This is a genomic window from Acinetobacter sp. P8-3-8 (genome assembly GCF_000214135.1).
In the GTDB taxonomy this organism is placed as follows: Bacteria; Pseudomonadota; Gammaproteobacteria; order Pseudomonadales; family Moraxellaceae; genus Acinetobacter.
Map to the genome: position 1 here is coordinate 93,689 of NZ_AFIE01000002.1, position 22,983 is coordinate 116,671.

At 35.8% G+C, this 22,983-nt stretch carries 28 protein-coding genes; 19 read left to right on the forward strand and 9 right to left on the reverse strand.

The features are described from left to right. Positions 1–53 precede the first annotated feature (53 nt). Positions 54–905, forward strand: a complete 852-nt coding sequence (locus GGG_RS0101575) for a DMT family transporter (RefSeq protein WP_010111513.1) — start codon at positions 54–56, stop codon at positions 903–905. A 24-nt stretch (positions 906–929) separates the two neighbouring features. Next, positions 930–1,529, forward strand: coding sequence for a GNAT family N-acetyltransferase (locus GGG_RS0101580; protein WP_010111514.1), 600 nt, complete (start codon positions 930–932; stop codon positions 1,527–1,529). 57 nt (positions 1,530–1,586) lie between these two features. Here GGG_RS0101580 and GGG_RS0101585 read toward each other — a convergent pair whose 3' ends face one another. After that, entirely contained in the window at positions 1,587–2,090 is a 504-nt protein-coding gene (locus GGG_RS0101585; protein ID WP_010111515.1) for a GNAT family N-acetyltransferase, read from the reverse strand. 114 nt (positions 2,091–2,204) lie between these two features. Next, positions 2,205–3,119: an AraC family transcriptional regulator gene (locus GGG_RS0101590; RefSeq protein WP_010111516.1), complete on the reverse strand. Its 915-nt coding sequence runs from the start codon at positions 3,117–3,119 to the stop codon at positions 2,205–2,207. A 241-nt stretch (positions 3,120–3,360) separates the two neighbouring features. Between GGG_RS0101590 and GGG_RS0101595 the strand changes: the two genes are divergently transcribed. Then, entirely contained in the window at positions 3,361–4,593 is a 1,233-nt protein-coding gene (locus tag GGG_RS0101595) for an alkane 1-monooxygenase (RefSeq protein ID WP_010111517.1), read from the forward strand. 89 nt (positions 4,594–4,682) lie between these two features. Here GGG_RS0101595 and GGG_RS0101600 read toward each other — a convergent pair whose 3' ends face one another. From GGG_RS0101600 to tusD, 5 genes are all read right to left on the reverse strand, one after another. Further along, complete coding sequence (locus GGG_RS0101600; RefSeq protein ID WP_010111518.1) at positions 4,683–5,135, reverse strand: DUF2087 domain-containing protein; 453 nt, start codon at positions 5,133–5,135, stop codon at positions 4,683–4,685. Positions 5,136–5,438: 303 nt separating this feature from the next. Next, on the reverse strand, positions 5,439–5,762 hold the full coding sequence (locus GGG_RS0101605) for a TusE/DsrC/DsvC family sulfur relay protein (protein WP_010111520.1): 324 nt from the start codon (positions 5,760–5,762) through the stop codon (positions 5,439–5,441). Between the two features lie 127 nt (positions 5,763–5,889). Further along, positions 5,890–6,174, reverse strand: coding sequence for a DsrH/TusB family sulfur metabolism protein (locus GGG_RS0101610; RefSeq protein ID WP_010111523.1), 285 nt, complete (start codon positions 6,172–6,174; stop codon positions 5,890–5,892). 24 nt (positions 6,175–6,198) lie between these two features. After that, on the reverse strand, positions 6,199–6,549 hold the full coding sequence (locus tag GGG_RS0101615) for a hypothetical protein (RefSeq protein WP_010111525.1): 351 nt from the start codon (positions 6,547–6,549) through the stop codon (positions 6,199–6,201). Between the two features lie 43 nt (positions 6,550–6,592). Next, positions 6,593–6,961, reverse strand: a complete 369-nt coding sequence (tusD, locus tag GGG_RS0101620) for a sulfurtransferase complex subunit TusD (RefSeq protein WP_010111527.1) — start codon at positions 6,959–6,961, stop codon at positions 6,593–6,595. Positions 6,962–7,031: 70 nt separating this feature from the next. Here tusD and GGG_RS0101625 point away from each other — a divergent pair, with 70 nt between their 5' ends. The 10 genes from GGG_RS0101625 to GGG_RS0101670 all read left to right on the forward strand — a co-directional run bounded on the left by GGG_RS0101625 (position 7,032) and on the right by GGG_RS0101670 (position 15,846). Beyond that, entirely contained in the window at positions 7,032–8,036 is a 1,005-nt protein-coding gene (locus GGG_RS0101625; protein WP_010111528.1) for an SDR family NAD(P)-dependent oxidoreductase, read from the forward strand. 273 nt (positions 8,037–8,309) lie between these two features. Further along, positions 8,310–9,704, forward strand: coding sequence for a class II fumarate hydratase (gene fumC, locus GGG_RS0101630; RefSeq protein ID WP_010111529.1), 1,395 nt, complete (start codon positions 8,310–8,312; stop codon positions 9,702–9,704). Positions 9,705–9,818: 114 nt separating this feature from the next. Then, positions 9,819–10,313, forward strand: a complete 495-nt coding sequence (locus GGG_RS0101635) for a hypothetical protein (RefSeq protein WP_010111530.1) — start codon at positions 9,819–9,821, stop codon at positions 10,311–10,313. Positions 10,314–10,517: 204 nt separating this feature from the next. After that, positions 10,518–11,120 (forward strand): nitroreductase family protein, encoded by a 603-nt coding sequence (locus GGG_RS0101640; protein ID WP_010111531.1) that lies wholly within the window; start codon positions 10,518–10,520, stop codon positions 11,118–11,120. A 570-nt stretch (positions 11,121–11,690) separates the two neighbouring features. After that, the gene (locus tag GGG_RS0101645; protein ID WP_029574393.1) at positions 11,691–12,158 is read left to right on the forward strand and encodes a DUF2946 family protein; all 468 of its coding nucleotides are present in this window, start codon (positions 11,691–11,693) and stop codon (positions 12,156–12,158) included. A 73-nt stretch (positions 12,159–12,231) separates the two neighbouring features. Continuing rightward, positions 12,232–12,465: a hypothetical protein gene (locus tag GGG_RS0101650; RefSeq protein WP_010111533.1), complete on the forward strand. Its 234-nt coding sequence runs from the start codon at positions 12,232–12,234 to the stop codon at positions 12,463–12,465. After that, complete coding sequence (locus tag GGG_RS0101655) at positions 12,462–13,922, forward strand: cytochrome ubiquinol oxidase subunit I (RefSeq protein ID WP_010111535.1); 1,461 nt, start codon at positions 12,462–12,464, stop codon at positions 13,920–13,922. The genes GGG_RS0101650 and GGG_RS0101655 overlap by 4 nt, the downstream gene beginning before the upstream one ends. Further along, on the forward strand, positions 13,922–14,926 hold the full coding sequence (gene cydB / locus GGG_RS0101660) for a cytochrome d ubiquinol oxidase subunit II (RefSeq protein WP_010111536.1): 1,005 nt from the start codon (positions 13,922–13,924) through the stop codon (positions 14,924–14,926). Before GGG_RS0101655 ends, cydB begins: the two co-directional genes overlap by 1 nt. A 114-nt stretch (positions 14,927–15,040) precedes the next feature. Continuing rightward, positions 15,041–15,148: a DUF2474 family protein gene (locus GGG_RS20800; protein ID WP_010111538.1), complete on the forward strand. Its 108-nt coding sequence runs from the start codon at positions 15,041–15,043 to the stop codon at positions 15,146–15,148. A 389-nt stretch (positions 15,149–15,537) separates the two neighbouring features. Then, complete coding sequence (locus GGG_RS0101670) at positions 15,538–15,846, forward strand: hypothetical protein (protein WP_010111540.1); 309 nt, start codon at positions 15,538–15,540, stop codon at positions 15,844–15,846. A 7-nt stretch (positions 15,847–15,853) separates the two neighbouring features. Here the strand turns inward: GGG_RS0101670 and GGG_RS0101675 are convergent, their stop codons facing one another. After that, on the reverse strand, positions 15,854–16,771 hold the full coding sequence (locus tag GGG_RS0101675; protein WP_010111541.1) for a LysR family transcriptional regulator: 918 nt from the start codon (positions 16,769–16,771) through the stop codon (positions 15,854–15,856). Positions 16,772–16,899: 128 nt separating this feature from the next. On the opposite strand from GGG_RS0101675, the gene GGG_RS0101680 reads away from it, so the two are divergent. From GGG_RS0101680 to GGG_RS0101700, 5 genes are all read left to right on the forward strand, one after another. Beyond that, the gene (locus tag GGG_RS0101680) at positions 16,900–18,138 is read left to right on the forward strand and encodes an acyl-CoA dehydrogenase family protein (protein WP_010111542.1); all 1,239 of its coding nucleotides are present in this window, start codon (positions 16,900–16,902) and stop codon (positions 18,136–18,138) included. A gap of 147 nt (positions 18,139–18,285) precedes the next feature. Then, a complete protein-coding gene (locus tag GGG_RS0101685) occupies positions 18,286–19,407 on the forward strand; it encodes a phosphotransferase family protein (protein WP_010111543.1) in 1,122 nt (373 codons plus the stop codon). Then, positions 19,404–20,102 (forward strand): histidine phosphatase family protein, encoded by a 699-nt coding sequence (locus GGG_RS0101690; protein ID WP_010111544.1) that lies wholly within the window; start codon positions 19,404–19,406, stop codon positions 20,100–20,102. Before GGG_RS0101685 ends, GGG_RS0101690 begins: the two co-directional genes overlap by 4 nt. Positions 20,103–20,147: 45 nt before the next feature. Next, on the forward strand, positions 20,148–20,891 hold the full coding sequence (locus tag GGG_RS0101695; RefSeq protein ID WP_010111545.1) for an SDR family oxidoreductase: 744 nt from the start codon (positions 20,148–20,150) through the stop codon (positions 20,889–20,891). A 222-nt stretch (positions 20,892–21,113) separates the two neighbouring features. Next, complete coding sequence (locus tag GGG_RS0101700; RefSeq protein WP_010111546.1) at positions 21,114–21,830, forward strand: SGNH/GDSL hydrolase family protein; 717 nt, start codon at positions 21,114–21,116, stop codon at positions 21,828–21,830. A 3-nt stretch (positions 21,831–21,833) separates the two neighbouring features. Here GGG_RS0101700 and GGG_RS0101705 read toward each other — a convergent pair whose 3' ends face one another. Beyond that, positions 21,834–22,121 (reverse strand): helix-turn-helix domain-containing protein, encoded by a 288-nt coding sequence (locus GGG_RS0101705; RefSeq protein ID WP_010111548.1) that lies wholly within the window; start codon positions 22,119–22,121, stop codon positions 21,834–21,836. A gap of 229 nt (positions 22,122–22,350) precedes the next feature. On the opposite strand from GGG_RS0101705, the gene GGG_RS0101710 reads away from it, so the two are divergent. Further along, positions 22,351–22,947 (forward strand): uracil-DNA glycosylase family protein, encoded by a 597-nt coding sequence (locus tag GGG_RS0101710; protein ID WP_010111550.1) that lies wholly within the window; start codon positions 22,351–22,353, stop codon positions 22,945–22,947. The last annotated feature ends 36 nt before the right edge of the window (positions 22,948–22,983 follow it).

Here is a 22,983-nt window from a genome sequence, read left to right on the forward strand (position 1 = left end):
CCCACTTTTTGTGGGCTTTTTCTTGGATAATGAATAGATAAAAGAAGATCGTCATGGAACTTATATTCTCAGCAGCATTGTGCAGTGTGTTGGTATCAATCCTTTTAAAATTTGCAAAAAATAAAGGTTTTGATGCATTACAAATGATTGCTTGGAATTATGCCATCGCCAGTATTTTGAGTTATCTATGGTTTAAGCCTGATTTAACTCATATTTCGGTTTCAGCGACACCGTGGTGGTTGATCGTTGTATTGGGTATGGTGTTACCCAGTATCTTTTTGTGTTTAGCCAAATCATTACAGACCGCAGGTATTTTAAAAACTGAAATTGCACAACGGTTATCTGTTGTATTGTCGCTTCTAACTGCTTATTTCTTATTTCAAGAACAGTTTAGTCAATTGAAAATAATCGGGGTAGTACTGGGTATTATCGCTGTGTTATGTCTTATTTTTTCACAATCAGGTGCGTCAAAGACCACGTTAAATCGCAATGGTATGTTTTTTTTGCTTAGCGTGTGGGTTGGCTATGCCATTGTCGATATTTTATTAAAATACACAACAAGTTTGGGGCTGCAATTCCCTGTAATATTAACTTTGATGTTTATTTGTGCTTTTATTTTGTCTATTGTTTATCTTCTTATTCAAAAAGCACAATGGAGCATTAAAAATATCATTGCAGGCTTACTTTTAGGGCTGTTAAATTTTGCGAATATTGCCTTATATGTAAAAGCACATATTCTATTGAAAGATTCTCCTGCGATTGTCTTTGCAGGGATGAACATTCTTGTTGTACTATTTGGCGTTATTGCAGGGTTATTTATTTTTAAAGAAAAACTGAATAATATGACGGTACTTGGTCTGGTTCTAGGTCTTGCAGGTGTCATGTGCTTGGCTTTAGCAATTTAATAATAAAGAATAATGAGGAAAATCATGATAGAAAACTTATTTTTAGAAAATGTTGAATTAGCACAAAACAATATACGACTTGTCCCATTGTCATACGAGCATGAACAAGGGCTTGCGGAAGCCTGTAAAGATGGTGAGTTATGGCGTTTAAGAGTCACTTCTGCACCGCATTATTTAGAAGTCAAAAATTATATTGAAAATGCTTTAAAGCAAAAAGCAGAGGGTAGTCGTTATCCTTTTGTCGTGATAGAGGAAAGTACGGGAAAAACATTAGGATCAACCAGTTATCATGATCTTTTATTTGATGTGAAACGTTTTGAAATTGGTTATACATGGTACGCAAAATCGGTTCAACGTACGCATGTAAACACAACGTGTAAGTTGCTGTTATTTAAATTTGCATTTGAACAACTTGGGGCAAATACAGTTGCTCTACGCACTGACCAATTTAACTTTAAAAGCCAAAAAGCGATTGAACGATTAGGTGCTAAAAAAGACGGTATCATTCGTGGTAATGCACGCCGTAAAGATGGCACGATCCGTGATACGGTGATGTATAGCATCGTAAAAGGTGAATGGGCTAATGTAGAAGCACATTTACAATATTTATTGACCAGTTATTAGATGAGCTTATCCATTATTTTAGTCATAAATTATAGATTCTGAAAAGAATCTATAAAACTATCCACGGCTTATGCTTTGACTTATGGATTTTGAATAATATAAATCATCTTCCTCAACTGTTTTAAAGATAAAATTATTTTTCTCCAATACTTTAATGGACGCTGTATTTTTTGGATCGACATAAGCTTCAAGATTTTGAATAGAAAAAGTGTGTTTTAAATCGTTTTCCAGCCATTCAACAGCTTTAGATGCATAACCTAAACCCCAAAATGGTTTAAAAATAACATAACCAATTTGAGCTGTTTCTTGCTGTGGAAAAAGCGTCGCTTGTAATGTTCCGATCGGTTGTTTTAACTGAGTATCACTAAACATAACCCAATTGAGCCATATTTCTTCAATACTTGCTGAACCTTGGATTAAGCGTGAGTATCTTTGTTTAAGTGCTTGTATAGATGTATATTTTTGATCAGGAATATAGTGGTAAAGCGCATCTTCTTGCAAATATTCAAAGAGTATATTTGCATGGTCGATATTTAAACTTTGAAAATAAATTTTAGTCATTAATAAGGTTCTTCTATAATAAATTTCTTTTATTTGGGTGAATACATTTTGATTACAAACGTCTATATTTATATCTCGATTTGATTTGAAAATAAATAATAATCAATCTATTACTTACTGATTCCGATATTGACTCGGGCTGAGTTCAAATTGCTTTTTAAAAGCTTGGCTAAAGGCTGTTTCAGAAGAATAACCCACTTGGTGTGCAATCTGCTGAATAGAAAGTTGACCTTGTTTAAGCAATTGACTGGCAAGACGTAAGCGATGTTGCTGTAGATAAGCCAAAGGTGTTTCACCGATAATCTGATTAAACAGATTGGCAAATTTAGAGCGTGACATACAACAGGTTTCCGCCAATGATTCCACTGTCCAACCAAATGCAGGTTGACTATGAATTGCGGCGAGGGCGTTGGAAAGCTCTGGGTGAATTAAGGCGTTGAGCCAATTGTTTTGATTTTGCATTTGTTCAATATAATCACGGACACATTCAATGACCATGATGCTGACCACATGATCCATGATCTTGTTTTTACCCGCCATGGTTCGCCGTGTTTCAGCTGAAACAAAATACAAACCAATGCGTAACCATTCAGGGGCTTCATCACTCAACGCATTTTGTATATGTAAATAGGGTGGTAAGGCATTCACCAGCGGCTTTGCCATAATGGCATTTAAATGGCATCTGACGGTGAGGATTAAGGTTTTTTCACTGTCCCCTTGACCAAATTCAATGGCATCCTGTCTTAGCCCATCAAATAAAGAATTAATATTTAATACTTCAACTAATTTTTGATCCGAAGTTCCCATGACTTGATGGTGCAATCCCGCAGGAATGAGCAGCATGTCACCGGTGTTTAAATCTAAGCTTTGATTGCGAAAATTTACGTGAGCTTTACCATATAAAATAATATGTGCAATCACCGCAGATTGTTCTGCACATTCAAAAGCCCAAACACCTTGAGCTTGCAAATAGATATATTCAGAGTGATTTAGATGAATATCATCAAAAATTTTACTCAGTGCATCCATAGACTTAATTCAATATTCCATAACGTGATTATAAAACCTATACCTTATTAAAGCATGTGCGTTTAGGACAATTTCTAGGTTGAATGTGCCAAAGACTTTATTAAAGCATGTGCGTTTAGGACAATTTCTAGGTTGAATGTGCCAAAGACTTTTGCATAGCTTTTCTGGACGATTACAACTGTTGTTCAATGCCTGAATAAACAAATATATACATAAGAATAAGGCATTAAAAGGTGAAGTTATGAATGCTCCAGTACAAATGACTGAATTACAGCTTCAGGATGTAAAGCAAAAGTCAGGTTTTCAACTCGATAAAAAAAGATATTTATGGATGATTAGTCCATCATTACCTGTGATTGGTTTAGGCATTTTAGCGGGTTATCATGTCGCACCGAAACCGTTGAAAAAAGTATTTGCACTGGGTGGCCCAATTGTTTTACACGTGATTATTCCAACAATTGATTCATTGATTGGTAAAGATAAAAACAATCCAACCGCTGAAGATGTCAAACTGCTTGAACAAGACCCATATTATGCACGTTTAGTGAAATCTTTTATTCCTATTCAATATGTTGCCAATGTTTATGCATGTTATTTGGTTGGACGTGAACAAACTTCTTTATTAGATAAAATCCTATTGGGAGTGTCCATGGGAGCGATTAACGGGATTGCGATCAATACAGCACATGAGCTGAGCCATAAACATGATCGTATTGATCATATTCTGTCGCATTTAGCCTTAGTTCCTTCAGGGTATAATCATTTCCGTATTGAGCATCCGTATGGTCACCATAAACGTGCGGCGACGCCAGAAGATCCTGCTTCTTCGCAAATGGGCGAAACATTCTATGAGTTCCTACCACGTACCGTGATTGGTTCATTCAAATCTGCAATTGAAATTGAAACCAATCGTTTAAAACGTAAAGGCTTAGGTTTTTGGTGTAAAGAAAATGAATTATTGCAAGGCTGGGGAATGACTGCTGCATTCCATTCTTCAATGGTGGGATTGTTTGGCAAAGGCATATTGCCATATTTAGCGACCCAGTCTGCTTATAGTATTGGTTTATTTGAAATTATTAACTACATTGAGCATTATGGTTTATTGCGCCAAAAGAATGAGAATGGTAAATACGAACGCACTATGCCTGAGCATAGTTGGAACAATAACAACATTGTAACCAACTTATTCTTATATCAGTTACAACGTCATTCAGATCACCATGCTTTTCCAACACGTCCATTCCAAGCGCTACGTCATTTTGATGAAGCGCCAGAATTACCAAGTGGTTATGCAAGTATGTTATTGCCTGCACTCATTCCTTCTTGGTGGTTTAAAATCATGGATAAGCGTGTATTTGATCATTATCAAGGTGATTTGAATAAAGCCAATATTTATCCAAAACGCCGTGCAAGCTTATTTAAAAAGTTTGGTGTGATTGATAAGTTATTAAATTCATCGAAACAAGATGTTTAAGATATTTTATTGATTGTGTGACTGATTCAAAAATCCTTTCCTTTGAAACAGGAGGGGATTTTTAGTTTTTATACTTACTATTTACTATGTTAAGCCTTTTTCACGTGTTGATTCATTCTTTCCAATTTTTGCTGTTCAATCTGTTGTTTGATCTTAAAAATCGTATCATCAATATCTATCATGGTTAAAACATCAAGGTATGGTTTTGCAGGGTGGTCATCTGAAAGCTGTAATCTTTGATATTCGTTTCCAGCTAAATTTCGATGCAAAAAATTATAATCGATCAATGTTCTACGTAATTCAACATGATCAATCCACAGTATGCTTCCAGTACCATTCAACCAGTGTTTCAGTGCTTCATTCACATTTTTCTCATTAAGTATTTGAGATGATGGAACGGTCAATGAAGCCAGTCCTAAACAAGTCTGAAATTCTTCATGCTTTAGGTTTTTAAGCGTGAAATCTTTTTTCTTTAAAAGGCGTTGTAGTATTACCAATATATTTGCTTGATGAATGGTTATTTCAGAAGTTGTTGTATTCATTTTCAAACTCTTTTTTGTTTTGCAGATAATTGAATCTAAGTGAATCACATGGTTAAAATGAGTGCAAAATTTTCATAATTAGCTCATTTTTATGAGATTCATCATTAAAATACATGGCTATCGTATAAAAACTAAACTGAAAAAAGAAGCTGTTTTTAAATAAAAATTGAAATTAATGATCGAAAGATATCTTTTGAAGCATGTTGATTTTATTGAAAATACACGGGTCAAATAGGAGTACGAGTAAAATAAACAGTAGATAAAAGAAATACGCTAGCGATTAAAAAATAATTAAAACCAATACTATAAGCAATTTGCAGGTTTAGGCACTCCAGCCAAACGACTTAAATGACGAGCCACTAAACCTGTATTAAATTTCTCTTGTAAAATCGCATTATTAATTTCAGGGCTGACTGTTTTCATTAAGAATTTAATCAATGGACGTGTAGCAGGTGAGTGTCCAAATTGTGCATAGAATTGGCGAACAGCCTGCAACACTTCAAAATGCCACGGTGTTAACTGTAATTCTAAAGATTTAGCTAAAGCTTGTGCGACATTTTCATTCCAAACGGTGTAATCCACCAAATGACCGTCTTGATCTAATTCTAAATTTAGTTCTAAACTCATTAAATAGCCTAAGCGAATTGAATCATAGATTTATATCGTGCACATAAAACTATGAAGGAAAAATTATTTAAACCTAATCAATGCACTCAAATCAAACGAGATCGATATTGCGCATCGTAAGACAGCATTAGTTTAACCGAATACAACGCTTAAAATCTAAAACTAAGTCTGCAAATTGATCATATGAAAGCTTTTGTATCTGTGCGGGTAAAGATCCAACTAAAATCTCAGCATCATTTTCCAATACAGCAACACGCTGTTTATTTAGGACACGCGGGTCTTGAGCAAATAAAACAGCATCACCCATTAAAACAATATGGTCATGGGGAGTATAGAGGCGTTCTAATTGATTTAAGATAGCATCAGTTTGCTGAAAAGAAGATTGAATTAAATATAGTGTTTTATCTGACATGAATGATTACCTGATTTAAGCCTTTTACCAATACAGCACGTGATCAAATGATTGAATAAATTCAGCATTTAAATCAACAAATGCAAGCTCTTGTTGTGATTGCGTAACGAAACTTGAGTTTTTATCCTTATTTTCTACTAGAACAGGTGTTAAATCATAAAACTCAAAGCTATCCACCATGTTTGATGCGATTTTGAATGCATGCTTTAGACCATCAAATGCCAGTTCTGCATTTAACAAACTCAATGCTGCATCTTGAAGCAACACTTTGACTTCACAGCCAAAAGTTGCCAAAACCATGGTTGCAGAAAGGCTCTCATGGACCTGTAAGCTGTTTAAATTGGCTTGGGTTAATATGACGAGTACAGTTTTCACACAATTTACCTTTTAAATGCAACAATTGAATAAAAATAACAACCTAGAATTGAATTAAGCGATCTGTAGATTGAACAGCATCTGCAAGTTCACCTAAGCCGACAAGTTCAAAGCCTTGAGCAAGGTTGGCAGTGTGAATTTGGTGGCGCTTGGCGTTCTCCTCATCCGTTATTCCACGTGCTAAAGCAGCACTGACACAAACAGGGAGTGTTATTGCTAATTTCTGCCACTCGGCAGTTAAGTTGCGTTGATCATCAGGTATCCATTGCAAATTATTCGCAACTTGTACACCGTCTTGGTAGAAGAAAACACGGAAATGTTGATTTTTGCTTTTTAAAGCTTGCGCAAGACCCAAAGCATGCCATGCATGGATGGAGTTTGGCGCAGAGGTGATTAGCAATAATGTACTCATTGAAATTTCACTTGGAGAATGGAAGGCGACTTTGCAACATTCAAACTTGATAATAAATAGGTAGTATACAATGATTTTAGTGACTGGTGGTTTAGGCTTTATAGGCTCGCATGTGGTTTTAAGCTTGCTTGCTCAAGGGCAAGAGGTCGTCATTGTTGATAACTTAGCCAATGCAAATTTACAGTCTTTAGAACGCCTTGAATATATTACGGGAATGTATATTCCTTTTGTCAAAATTGATATCCGAAATACACCTGCTTTAAATAAAGTATTCGAACAATATTCGATTGATGTGGTAATTCATTGTGCAGGATTTAAGTCGATTGAAGAATCTGTGCTTAAACCGCTTGAATATTACAATGATAATGTCAGTTGCATCATGAGCTTATTACGTGCCATGCAAAGAACTGGCGTGCGAAATTTAGTGCATATTTCAAGCATGGCTGCTTATGCACAATCGAGCAAACAGCTAAATGAACACACGGCTTTTAATTATTCATATCCAAACCCATATATCAAATCGCAACAGATGATAGAAGAAATTATCCGAGATACTTTTAGAACGGATAATGAATGGCGCATTGCTATTTTAAGAGTGGGTAATGTGGTCGGTGCATTTGAGCATGGCGTACTTGGTGAGTTTGTGGTGCCGATGCCGAAAAATATTGTGCCATTGTTATTACAAGTTGCTGCACAACAAAGAGAAATGATCGAATTACAGCAAAATGCACAGACGGATGATGGAACTGTAGAACGTAGTTTTATACATGTACTTGATGTGTGTGAAGCCATTCAAGCCAGTATTTTATGGTTGCAAGGACAACACAATGTCTGTGAAAGCTTTGATATTTCAGGACAATTATCTTCGATTCAAAATTTAATTAAAGTTGTTGAAGAAGTGACTGAAACAGAAATTCAGCAGTTTATTGCGCCGTATCAAATTGAAGAATTGGATCAAATTGGATCGAACAGCACGAAAGCACGGGATGTATTGCAGTGGCAGGCAAAAAGATCATTAAAACAAATGATTGAAGATGAATGGAGGTTCTATCAAAACACCATGAATAATCGTTAAAAGTTATATTTCATTAGAAAACGCACACAAGTGCAAATAATTATCGTTTACATTTGTGGTTGTATTGTTTAGCATTTGGTTGATATCGTTCATGCTATAAGATATTGAAAATGGTAAATACGTGATCAATTTAAAAATATGTTTTCGAATGAAGATTTGAGTATTGAGTTGATCAATTGTGCTAACTATTTTAAGTTTAAGCATGATTAGAATGAAAGTTGTTAATGCAGTGAATACATATCGTTAGATTCGTTAGAAAAATTTGAGGTTGCTATGCAAACACGTATTGAACATGACACGATGGGTGACGTTGAAGTACCAAGTGAGGCGATGTGGGGTGCGCAGACGCAGCGAAGTGTTGAAAACTTTAAAATTGGTACAGAGCATATGCCACGCCCAATGATCCGTGCGATGGGTTTAGTGAAAAAGGCTGCTGCGATCACCAATGCTGAACTGAATCAAATCCCACAAGAACTTGCAAAATATATTGTCGATGCCGCAGATGAAGTCATTTCTGGACAATGGGATTCGCAATTTCCTTTGGTGGTTTGGCAGACAGGTTCAGGTACGCAAAGTAATATGAACTGCAATGAAGTTATTGCCAATATTGCCAATCAAAAACTAGGCAATCCACTTGGTTCACAAAAACCTGTGCATCCAAATGATCATGTTAATCGTGCACAATCAACCAATGACTCATTCCCAACAGCCATTCATGTTGCTGCTGCATTACAAATCAATGAACTACTGATTCCTGCGGTAAAACGTTTAAGAGATACCCTGAATCGTAAATCTGAAGAATTTAACGATATTGTCAAAATTGGGCGTACCCATTTACAAGATGCTACGCCGTTAACCTTAGGGCAAGAGTTTAGTGGATATGTGTCACAGCTTGATCATGGCTTAAAACGCTTACAACAAGCATTGGTTTGGCTATATGAGCTACCTTTAGGTGGGACTGCGGTAGGTACAGGCTTAAATGCACATCCTGAGTATGCTGAAAAAGCGGCTGAGCAATTGGCACAACTTACAGGCTTGCCATTCATTAGTAATCCAAATAAATTTGAAGCTTTAGCAGGGCGTGATGCGGCTGTATTTGCTTCAGGTGCATTAAAAACCTTAGCAGCAAGTTTAAATAAAATCGCCAATGATATTCGTTGGCTGGCCAGTGGGCCTCGTTGTGGTCTCGGTGAATTATCTATTCCTGAAAATGAGCCAGGTTCAAGCATCATGCCAGGTAAAGTTAATCCTACACAATGTGAAGCCATGACCATGGTGGTTGCTCAAGTGATGGGCAATGACACGACCATCAACTTTGCAGGTGCCTCAGGGAATTTTGAGCTTAATGTTTATATGCCAGTGATTGCATATAATCTTGTTCAATCTATTCAATTACTTGGAGATTCTTGTAATAGCTTTGATGAGCATTGTGCTGTAGGGATTGAGCCGAATCGTGAAAAAATTGATTATTTCCTTCATAATTCATTGATGTTAGTGACAGCGTTGAATCCTGTGATTGGTTATGAGAATGCAGCCAAAGTGGCTAAAACGGCTTATAAACAAGGCAAGACTTTAAAAGAAGTGGCTGTTGAATTGCAGTTGGTTACACCTGAGCAGTTTGATGAAGTGGTGCAACCTGCAAAAATGGTTCATCCAAATGCCAAGTAGCGACATACTCAATGGCTTAGACTGTATCAATTGAGCATAAATCATCAGCAATAGTTTGTATCTCGATTCGAAGTGCGTACAATATGCTTTAGAGTTTTATTGTTGATGATGATTATGCTAGATATTTATTTAACGGATGTTCAGGAAAATGTGCAATTTAAGGATTACCCAAGTGAGCATCCTGTTAAATTTATTTTAAATTTCAAAAAAATATTTCCAAGTGTCATGGAGTTATTGCTCCCAGTTCTTCCGAATGATGAAGATTTGGAGAAAATGACTTGGGAATCAAATACTCAAGATTTTGAAACATTTAAAAAGTTGCTGACAGGTTGGGGCGTGATTGAATTACGCTTACAAGCGATTAGCCAATATAAAAATAAAAGCTTTGCAGATCAGTTGGTCAAGCAAGCCCAAATGAAACGTAAGGAATTTGCCAAACAGCAAAAGCAACTCACGACTGTTGAACTCGATTATTTATTTATGCATGAAGTACATGCTTTGATTGATGCAGAACTGGTTGAGCTGGGTGAAAAGTTCTATTTACCCGTTTTACGTGAGCTTTGGAAAAATACAGTTCCAGCAAAAGTGTTGAATGCGAAATTTGATTGATCAGTCTGTATTTTAAGATTTGAGAAAAGACAGCGAGAGGCTGTCTTTTTTATTCGAGGCCGAGATGATTACGTGTAAGACTTTCAGTAAGATCATAAAAATAATATTTATCTACAAAAAGCAGTATAAAAATTATAATTGAATAAAAAAACATCCTTTATACTCTATTTGCTTACTTAATGAATAACAAACAAGGAATGAAAAATGCCTAATCACTTTCAAGCACTTATCGAAAATCGCCGTACCATTTATGCAATTGGGAAAAATGTAAAACAAAGTACCGATGAATTGGTTGAAATTATTGAAAATGCAATTGTGCATGCACCTTCAGCATTTAACTCTCAAACCTCACGTGCTGTTCTGTTATTTGGTACAGAACATACTGCATTTTGGAATATGGTCTTTGATAAATTAAAAGAATTTCTACCCACTGATGAAGCTGTTGCTGCAACGAAAGGCAAAATAGACAGCTTTGCTGCGGGTGTGGGTACTGTTTTATTCTTTGAAGATATGGATGTTGTCAAATCTCTACAAGAGCAATTTGCTTTATATGCAGATAATTTTCCAGTTTGGGCTGAGCATTCAACAGGGATTGCGCAATTTGCAGTATGGACTGCGTTGGCTGAAAATGGTGTAGGTGCATCTTTACAGCACTACAACCCAATTATAGATGATCAAGTTCATGCAAAATGGGAAGTCCCTTCAAATTGGAAGCTCCGTGCTCAACTTGTCTTTGGTTCTATTGAAGCGCCAGCGGGTGAGAAATCATTTATCGATAATGCAACACGCTTTAAAGTATATAAATAATTTTATTTAAATCTTTACAGTATTTAAGGGCAAATCTTGATGATTTGCCTTTTTTTATATGCTTGACAGGATTTTTTTGTTTTATGTAGTTCAGCTTTACTATTTTTACTCGATGATCAAATTTCCTCGGGGATATATTCAAGTTTTTTGAAGAAAAACAGTATATTGATTAGTTAGAGTATATAATTTATCAGAATAATGCGGTCGAATATTAATTTGTGATGATATTTCTGAACCCATTCGAATAATAATACTTCAATGCTTTGATTATCCATTTGTTACTGAACACAGTTGAGCACGCTAAAAATATCTTTAAGCATTCGAAACAATATTTAAATAGCCGATTTAATAAACTTGAATTTTCACTTTATTTTCTACCTTTGTATTATTGACTAAATCCTGAATAAACAGATAGGTATTCATCAAATATGCTTTAAAATTGTGTAAAGATGCACTATAGTGGAACAAAGAAAGTTGAGCGTTGCGCTTGGTTTTTACTCAATTGGTTATCGCCAATTTCAAGCGTATAACATTCACTTTTTGTTTTTCTCTCAATATGAGCAATCAATTGTGTTAAGACGAAGTGGTTTACTGATTGCTTTTGCAACAGTATTTTTACAGTTCGCGGTTTTTCTACAACCGTTATTACCTCAGCAATATCAAATTGCTCCGGTGTGCGAACTTGTCACTCCATCATTACACATCTCTTCTTCAGTTGTATCTTCAGAACAACAGATTTCTCATTATCATCATTCAGAATCCAGTCGTGCATTTGTACTTGACCATGATCAACATGCAAATTCAAATGAACTTGATGTAAATAACAAATATTCGCACCATCACGATCCAAATCATCAATGTCCATATTGTACTTTTTATGGACATTTGATCATGCCACCCGAATTAGGGGTTCAGGAAGCTTTGGTTCGTATTCAGGTACGTTTATTAACTTTTGTTGAAAATTTTCAGCATATTTACTTTCAACTTCAACGTTTATATCTGATTCCTCAGGGACGAGCCCCTCCAAGTTTTGCATAAGTTTTAAGCTTCACTCATAGATAGATTTTTAAAATTATTTATGAATAAACAATATCTTATGTAGAGAGCCAATATGTATTTGCACTTAAATCAACTGATGCAGGGTATTCGACAGATTCAGCCCAAATTTTTGTTGAAAAAAACAGCAATAAATAAACTACAGACAGTGGCTTCTGTTCAAGTTTATGCTTTAGAAACAATGCTAAGAACACGTATTGAACAATATATATTCATCAATCGTCGTAATAATTTTAAATTCAACCATGCGGTTATTGATGGTTTGAAAATGGGTAAGGTGGTGCTATGAGTTTAGGATTTACCGCACTTGAATTGGCACGGATTCAATTCGCATTCACTGTGTCTTTTCATATTATTTTTCCTGCAATTTCGATTGGTTTAGCCAGCTTTCTTGCTGTTTTAGAATGGCGTTGGCTCAGAACCAAAAATCCTGTGTATCAAGACTTATTTAAGTTCTGGGTCAAAATATTTGCTGTTGCTTTTGGAATGGGCGTCGTTTCAGGTGTAGTCATGAGCTACCAGTTCGGAACCAACTGGAGTGAATTCTCTCGTGTCGCAGGTTCTGTGACTGGGCCATTACTGACGTATGAAGTACTCAGTGCCTTTTTCTTAGAAGCAGGTTTCCTCGGTATCATGTTATTTGGTTGGGGACGAGTTGGGCCACGTGCACACTTCTTTGCAACGGCAATGGTGGCACTTGGAACATGTATTTCAATGTTCTGGATTTTGTCATCAAACAGTTGGATGCAAACACCACAAGGCTTTAGCATTGAAAATGGCATTATCGTGCCACAAGACTGGTTCGCAATTGTATTTAACCCGTCATTTCCATACCGTTTAGCGCATATGGCTGTAGCCGCGTTCTTGGTTTCAGCACTCTTGGTTGCTGCAACGGCTGCATGGCATTTGCTCAAAGGTCGCCGTGATGCATTGGTGAAAACATCATTCTCAATGGCAATGTGGATGATTTTAGTCCTTGCACCATTACAAGTTGTGATTGGTGATAATCATGGTCTAAACACTTTAAAACATCAGCCTGCGAAACTTGCAGCAATCGAAGGTCACTGGGAAACCAATAAAGGTGAGGGCATGCCTTTATATTTATTTGGTATTCCAGATATGGAAGCTGAAGAAACTAAATATGCGATTGGTATTCCGAACCTCGGTAGCTTGATCATGACGCATACTATGGATGGTGAGGTCAAAGGCTTAAAAGAATTTGCACCTGAAGATCGTCCAAACTCTTTAATCGTGTTCTGGAGCTTCCGTATCATGGTCGGTCTAGGCATGTTGATGATACTACTTGCATTCTTGGCATTGGTTTTACGCAAAGGTGGAAAAATTTATGAAAATAAATGGCTACATCGTTTTGCATTTGTGATGGGGCCATCGGGATTCATTGCTTTACTTGCAGGTTGGTTTACCACAGAAGTCGGTCGTCAACCGTGGGTTGTCTATGGCGTAATGCGTACCAAAGATGCTTTATCTCCAGTTTCAGCAGAACAAGTCGGTCTGACTTTAATCATTTTCGTAGTGGTGTATTGCGTCGTCTTTGGGATCGGTATTTATTACATGCTCAAGCTTATGCACAAAGGGCCACAATTTATTTATGCATCACCTGAAGAAGGTGTGGTTCATAGTGAAGAAGCTGTCATCCTTGCTTCGAAACGTCCATTAACAAGTGTTGATGAAAGCGTAGATTCAGACCCAAAAACTGACAATGGCAATGAACAGGAGCGTAAATAATGATTGATTTATCTCTAATTTGGATTGTAATTATTGCCATTGGTGTATTTATTTATGTGGTACTCGATGGTTTCGATTTAGGTCTTGGTATCCTGTTTCCATTCGTAAAAGACAGTCGTGAACGTGATGTCATGATGAATACGGTTGCACCTGTTTGGGATGGTAATGAAACGTGGATGGTTTTAGGCGGTGCAGCACTTTATGCAGCATTTCCAATGGTTTATGCAACAGTCCTTTCGGCTTTGTATTTACCCATTATCTTGATGGTGGTTGCGCTTATTTTTCGAGGCGTTGCCTTTGAATTTCGCTTTAAAGCCAATAGAACAAAGCACTTGTGGGATAAAGCCTTTATCGGTGGATCATTTTTTGCAAGTTTTTTCCAAGGGATGATCTTAGGTGCTTATATTCAGGGCATCAAAGTTGAAAACCATATGTATGCAGGTGGGGGCTTAGATTGGCTTACACCATTTACAGTGTTTACAGGCGTTGGTGTGGTCGTACTTTATGCAGCACTGGGGTGTGGATGGTTAATTTTTAAAACTGAACTTGATCTGCAAGATCGTATGTATAAGTTGATGCCTAAATTAATCATTGCCTTGTTTGTAATTTTTGGCGCCGTGAGTATTTACACACCTTTGGCACATCCTCAAATTGCAGAACGCTGGTTCAATCCACAACAATTGATGTATTTCAGCCCTGTGCCTATTTTGGTGGTTGTATTTACATATTTAGTATATCGATCATGTAAAAAGCGCAATGAATTAAGTCCATTCATTTATACATTGGCTTTGGTGTTTTTAGCATACACAGGCTTTATGATCAGCCTTTGGCCATACATCATTCCGCCATCAATTACGATTTGGGAAGCAGCATCACCACAAAGTAGCCAACTATTTACGCTGATCGGTGCATTGATCTTGATTCCAATTATCTTGATTTATACAGGACTTTCTTACTGGGTTTTCCGTGACAAAGTTCGTATAGGTGATGATGGTTATCATTAATTTGATGATAGAGCAGATATGAATCCTTGCTTAGGTTTATTTAGTTAAAATAGCCTAAGCAATTTCAGCAATCATTTTATTTTTCATGATACGAATTTGGAAGGATATAAATCAATGAAGCTTTCTCAAACACAATGGTTTATTTTACTTTGGATCGGTGGCTTTTTAACTTTGGCCATTATTGCTGGTTTTTTTAGAATGTTAATTCAATTGGCTTATTGATCAATATATTTTCATTTAAAAATTTGTTTAAAGAGGTCTTTGAGGCCTCTTTTTATTGCCTGAAATTTGTAGTGTTTATATATGGGGGAGTGCATTTAAATAGCCTAAGCAATTGAACTATTCACAATTTTTTAGTTCCCAAATTCTCTATAAACATAAGTTCTCATATCTTAATTTATGTGATTTAAATAGGTATAAATAAAAAATTTGTGACATAAATTAAACAATATCAATATTAAGAAAGACTAAAATATAAATGAAAGTCTTTTTAATGCTAGAAGGTGAGTATTCAAAATAAAAAAGAAATTTTACGTAATTTTAGTGACTGATTTATTTAGAAAACTCACACAAAATCATATAAAAGAGCAGGGTCAATCAGGAGTAAAACAATGAAAAAATCTTCTGTATTTTTGTTCCAAGCAGAAAATGCTACATATACTTCGGCTGTATTTTCATCTTATAAGTTAGCGCAAAAATGGGTATACGAAAATGCTTTGTCAGGCGTGGTCATGGAATATCCTTTAGATATATCGAGTTATGATTGGTCTATTTCAAAGAACTATTTTAAAGTGAAATCTGCAATTGATCGATCACCCATTTTTATTGGTAGCTTTGTGTCTGCATATCAATACCAGTGGCATTTTAGACATGGAAAATTCATCGATAAATTTTCGACAAAGCTTTTAAAAACTTTTTAAAAATAGCCTAAGCAAAGATTTTCATAATTTCAGATCTTAAAAAATCATTCCTAGAATTTTCTTGCAAATCTTTATGCCAATAAATCCCCATATCTAAAGTTGGAAGTTCAATTGGATGTGCATAAATATTCACATTTGGATCGATATGCATATGTTTTAATATTTGTTTAGGAATCGTCAACATCGCATCAGGGTGTTGCGCTAAAACTTGCAAAGCCGTTGAATAATGCTGACATCTCAAAAAAACCTGACGACTGAATTGTTTACGGTTCAAATGAATATCTTCAAGTAATAGGCCAGTACGACGTGATGAAACACCTATATGTGCAGATGCAAAATATAATTCACTATTCATTTCAGATTGTTGAGTACATACGACAAAATGATCTTGTACAAGACTCTGATATTGAACTTTGTCGCCATAGTTTTGTTCTAAATCAATAATAAAATCGACTTGTTGTGAAGCTAAATCTGCCACAACATTTTTACGATCCAGTTTGGAACTTAAAAATTGAATATTGAGTTTGAGCTTTTGAAAATGATTAATCAGTTGAGGAAAAATAATCGGCTCAATCTCATCATGAACTGCTATTTTCAACGTATGAATCAGACTTGGGTCAAACTTTTGCTTTTGTTTTGAAATATTTTGAATGGAAAATAATGCTGTTTTAATCGGTTGATAAATTTGCTCGGCAAAGGGCGTTGGTAACATTTTCGAACCTGCACGTACAAATAAATCATCGTCTAAATGTTGTCTCAACCGTTGCAATGCATGACTGGCAGCAGATTGGCTAATACATAGAATTTGAGCGGCTTTAGAAATATTTTTTTGCTCATATATCGCAATAAAAAGCGGGTATAAATTAATATCAATGTGGTTGAAAAGTGCCACATCAATAGTAGATTTATTATGAATCATATTCATAGTGATGTATTGAATTAAACCATTTTGTTCATAATAGTTTTTAAGTTAATGTGTTGTAAAGCGTGATAAATACATTAATTGATTTTTAGTGTCATAGAAATCTTAATACGGATAAAAGGATGATGGCTATGTTTGAACTTTCAGCACGTGCACAAGATTATATTCAACGTACTAAAACATTTATAAAAGATGAAATAGAACCAGTAGAAACTGAATTTTGGAATGAAGTTCATCATCTCAATCAAGGTGGTGATTGGACACAATGGCAATGGCCAGCACAGTTAGAAGTATTAAAAAACAAAGCAAAACAAGCAGGGCTTTGGAATATGTTTCTACCTGACCCAGTTTTAGGTGCAGGCTTATCCGTTCAAGAATATGCACATATTGCTGAACTTTCAGGACGTAGTTTAATTGCACCAACTGTATTTAACTGTAATGCTCCAGACAGCGGCAATATGGAAGTGTTATGGCGTTATGGCTCAGAAGCTCAAAAAGAACAATGGCTTAAACCTTTATTAGAAGGAAAAATCCGCTCAGTTTTTTGTATGACCGAGCCTGCTGTTGCTTCATCTGATGCCACAAATATGCAGGCAACTGCAGTAGTCGAAGGCGATGAAATTGTTTTAAACGGTCGTAAATGGTGGTCTTCAGGCTTAGGTGATCCAAATGCCAAAATCATTATTTTTATGGCGCATACACCAGATGAAACCAAAGACCGTCATCATCAACATTCAATGGTTTTAGTTCCTGTAGATGCACAAGGTGTAAAAATTGAACGCATGTTGCCAGTGTTTGGTGATTATGATGCACCACATGGTCACGGCGAAGTCAGTTTTGATAATGTCCGTGTTCCAATCAGTAATTTTATTGGTGGTGCAGGGCAAGGTTTTGAAATAGCTCAAGGTCGTTTAGGTCCAGGTCGTATTCACCATTGCATGCGTTGTATTGGTGCTGCTGAAAAATCTTTAGAATTGATGATTGATCGAGGTATGAGTCGAACTGCTTTCGGTAAAGAAATTTTAAAACTTGGGGGGAATTTAGAACGTGTTGCCGAAGCACGTGTTGCGATAGATCAAGCACGCTTACTGACTTTATATGCAGCTTATAAAATGGATACCCAAGGCAATATGGCTGCCTTAACCGAAATTTCTGCAATTAAAGTCGTCGCGCCATCAGTATTAGAAAAAGTCGTAGATATGGCGATTCAAATTCACGGCGGTGCAGGCATCTCTCGGGATACACCATTAACAGGATTCTTTGCACAAGCACGTGCTTTACGTTTAGCAGATGGCCCTGATGAAGTGCATAAAGGCATGATTGCTAAAATAGAACTGAAAAAACGTGGTTACGGTTCACGTAAAAAGTAACAGTTTAAGTGTTGAAAAATAACTGCTTTACTATAGAAATATTTATATAAACATTCATATATAAGGCAGTTAGAAGATCAGGTTTTATCTCATTATTTCGTTTATACATCATTGATTTTTAGAATGCATAAGATTCAGGGAAATAACATGTCAGTTATTGATATTGGTGGAAATGTACGAGAAGGCGAAGAGCTAGATGTTCGTGCTGTTGGAAATTGGCTCATTGAAAATGGATCTGAAATCTCAGGTGCGGTGGAAGTGACTCAATATTCTGGTGGGGCTTCTAACTGGACATATCGATTGAAATACGACAATGCTGATTTAATTTTACGTCGTCCACCTAAGGGAACAAAAGCTAAATCAGCACATGATATGGCAAGAGAATATAATGTCCAAAAGCATTTAGCACCTTTTTATCCAGTACTTCCTGAAATGGTGGCTTTGTGTCAGGATGAATCTGTGATTGGTTGTGATTTCTATGTAATGAAACGCATTGAAGGCATCATTCCACGTGCAAAATTACCTGTAGAATTGCAATTTGGTGAAGCAGAAGTTAGAGAACTCTGTATTAATGTTTTGGATAAATTAATTGAATTACACCAAGTACCGTACAAAGGCACAGAACTTGAGAAAATAGGTAAAGGTGACGGCTATTGTCGTCGTCAAGTTGAAGGTTGGGATCAACGTTATGAAAAAGCACATACCATCAATGTGCCTAGTTTTAAATTTGTTCGCAAATGGTTAAATGAAAATATCCCTGCTGATTCAACCAGTTGTATCATTCACAATGATTGGCGTTTTGATAATGTGATTTTAGATCCGCAGCAACCGACGAAAGTGATCGGTGTTTTGGATTGGGAAATGGCAACAATCGGCGATCCATTAATGGATTTAGGTTCTGCGTTAGCTTATTGGGTAGAAGATACCGATAATCAAATTTTCAAATCAACACGTCGCCAACCGACCAATTTAAAAGGTATGCTTACCCGTAAAGAAGTGGTTGAATATTATTTAGAAAAAACAGGCTTACAGACTGAAAATTGGACTTTTTATGAGGTCTTTGGAATTTTCCGTTTGGCTGTGATCGCACAACAAATTTATTATCGTTATTATCATAAACAAACAGACAATCCAGCATTTAAAGATTTTTGGATTGTTATACATGCTTTACATATTCGTGCTTTGAAATTGATTGGTTTACACAAACTAGAAGCCAATGAAATTGCACAAAAATACATTGAAAAATTTAAGGAAATTTTAGGAAAATGACCACAATTTATCTCGTTCGCCACGGGCAAGCTTCATTTGGTGCAGAAAGTTATGACAAACTTTCTCCAAATGGGGAGTTACAAGCTAAATTATTGGGTCAATATTTCAATAAAATTTTGAAAGAATCTCCCTATGTTGTTGCAGGTTCAATGCAGCGACATCAGCAAACCGCTCAATTTGCATTGGCTGAAAGCTTCCCTGATGTTCAAATCGTTACAGACAATGCTTGGAACGAATTTAATCATCAGCAAGTTTTTGCACAATATGATTCACGATTTAACGAGCCACATTTGCTTAAACAAGATGTGGCTAAAGAAAGTAGTCCACGTGCCTATTTAGCCAAAATTTTTGAAGGTGCAATTGATCGTTGGACAGGCGGTGAATATCACCATGAATATGATGAATCATGGCCAGATTTTAAAAATCGTGTAGAAACAGCATTACAAAATTTATGTGATGAATTGGCTAAAACCAAACCACGTTATGCCGTCGTTTTTACCTCAGGTGGTGTAATTTCCGTTGCGGCAGGAAAGTTGTTAGAACTGAGTCCGAATAAGACATTTGCACTGAATTGGGCAATTGCCAATGCCAGTTTAACCACACTGCGTTTGGTTGGAAATGAACCGCAATTACTTAGCTTAAATGAACATCATTTTATTAAAGCCGAAGAACCACAATTATTGACGTGGATTTAATGGTTTATATCTGATTCATATTGAAAGAAATATAAGGGAAATAGCATGGCAAAAACGATTTTGATCACAGGGGCGAGTTCAGGTATTGGTGCAGGCATGGCACGTGAATTTGCTCAAAAAGGTTATAATTTGGCGATTTGCGCACGTCGTTTAGAGCGACTAGAAACGTTAAAGCAAGAACTAGAATCTAAATATGGTGTCAAAGTTCTGACCAAAGTCCTTGATGTCACCAATTATGACCAAGTTTTTCAAGTTTTTCGTGAGTTTAAACAAGAATTCGGCACACTTGATCGAATCATTGTCAATGCAGGTGTCGGTGATGGACGTCGTATTGGTAATGGTAAATTTGCGATCAATCGTGCAACGGTAGAAACCAATTTTATTTCGGCTTTAGCGCAATGCGAAGCAGCCGTTGAAATTTTCCGAGAGCAAAAGTTTGGTCATCTCGTGGTGATTTCTTCTATGAGTGCAATTCGTGGTATGCCAAAACATTTAACTGCATACGGCGCAAGCAAAGCAGGTGTTGCTGCTTTAGCTGAAGGAATTCGTGCAGAACTAATTAATACCAAAATAAAAGTTTCAACGATTTTTCCAGGTTACATTCGTACTGAAATTAATGAAGGTGCAAAAAAATTACCATTTGAAGTTGATGTAGAAACAGGCTCGCATTTGCTGGTTAAAGCCATTGAAAAAGAACCTGTTAAGGCTTATGTTCCTCAATGGCCGTGGCTACCATTGGGTTTGGCGATGAAAATATTACCTTTAAAACTTGTCAATAAACTTGGTTAGTTACTAATACGAGTTAAGGTGTGAAAATGTCTTAACTCTGTTGTAATTTAAAGTTGTGATTCAAAATTGTATTCCTTTAAAAATAACCATTACGAAGATTTTTATTGTTGAAAAATAAAATTTGTTTAAGATCATACTACGGCAATAAATTTTGAATAAGGCAATTACAGGCGAGTAGATTCAAAATTTTAAAATCAGTATTTCTATTGTGATGATTGGTCTATGTTTTTAAAAATATCTACACTGTTATTAATTCCATCGCTTGTCGTTCAAGGCTATAGTGTCAAGAAATATACCCCAAGATTGGAAGAAGCAAGTGGTCATCGACAAGGTACAATTGGCAAGGGCACAGCTTTATCTATTTTAATTTTAGGTGATTCGGCTGCTGCAGGTGTAGGGGTAAAAGATCAGCAAGATGCTTTATTGGGTTCAATTTTAAATGAATTAAAACATGATTTTGAAATTCATTATCAACTTGAAGCTAAAACAGGTGATACCACCTTACAGGTTTTAGAAAGAACAAAACAACTCAAAAATCAGCATTTTGATATTGTGATTACTTCTGTCGGTGTCAATGATGTGACCAAATTGATTTCTCCACAAAAATGGATTCAGCAACAACAACAATTTTATATAGAAATTGAGTCCAAATTTTCTCCAACAATGCTTATATTAACAGGAGTTCCACCCATGCATTTATTCCCAGCCTTGCCTAATCCTTTAGGATGGTTGTTGGGGCAATATTCGACTGCGATGAATAAACAACTCAGTCAGTTTGTAAATACAAAGCCACGTTACCAATTGATTCAATTTGATTTAGCACATTTTAAAGCATTGAATTTACAGATGGCTGAAGATGGATTTCATCCAAGTAAAGAAATTTATCAACTGTGGGCGAAAGAAGTTTCGCAAGCTATTTTACAGAATTTCAATAAATGATGATCATTTTTGATCAATGCTTTTCACGACTAAATTTAATCCAAAAGCATTCAGTAATTTTAAAATCGATTGTAAAGTTGGGTTCGAATCCGTTTGCTCCATTTTTTGTAAAGTTTGAAGTGCAATTTTTGTGATTTTCGCCATTTCAGGTAAGGTTAATCGCAATTCAGTACGAAGAAATTTAGCAATTTGATGAATTTCCCACTCAGGGTGTAATTCAATCATGTCTAGAACTTGCTGTTTTCTTTGAATTTGCTCAATTGGACTGAGTGTTTTAAAGCGTTTGTCCATATTATAGTTTCTCCAATTGCTGGCAAATATTTTGAATTCTCTATTAATAAATTTAAATTGTATAATATTTAATCATAATTTTATTATAATAGAAAAATAGGAAGAAAACAGCAGGCTAATATTTTATTTTAGTAAAATATTAGCCTGAAAAAATTAAACTTATAAATTGATATTGAAATAAAATGATTTGAGTCCACAATATTAATGATAACCTGAATAATGTCTACTTATGTCAAGTTCTGAACAAACGATCGAAACTCATCCACTAAAGCCATTCTTACCACCCAATGCTAAACTTTTAATGCTAGGTAGTTTTCCACCACCTAAAGAACGTTGGAAGATGGATTTTTATTATCCAAATTATCAAAATGATATGTGGCGGATTTTCGGTGTGATCTTCTTTGAAAATAAAGATTATTTTTTAGATTTACCCAATAAAAATTTTAAAGAACAATGTATTAAAGATTTTTTAATCGAAAAGGGCATTGCGATTTTTGATACGGCGTATCAAGTGATTCGCTTAAAAGGCAATGCAGCAGATAAATTTCTACAGATCGAAACGCCAACAGATATCAAACAACTGTTAGTTCAAATGCCGAATTGCAATAACATCATGACAACTGGTGATAAAGCAACAGATACATTGATGTTATCTATGCCCGAAACGGCTGAAAAACCTCAAATCGGGCATTCATCAAAAGTTAGATTTTCAAATCGAGATCTCACTTTGTACCGAATGCCATCATCTTCGAGAGCTTACCCATTGGCATTGGACAAAAAAGCTGAAGCATATAGAAACTTATTTAAAGAAATAGGCTTACTTTAAGTAAGTTTTTATATTCTATTCAGGCATCTAAAACAA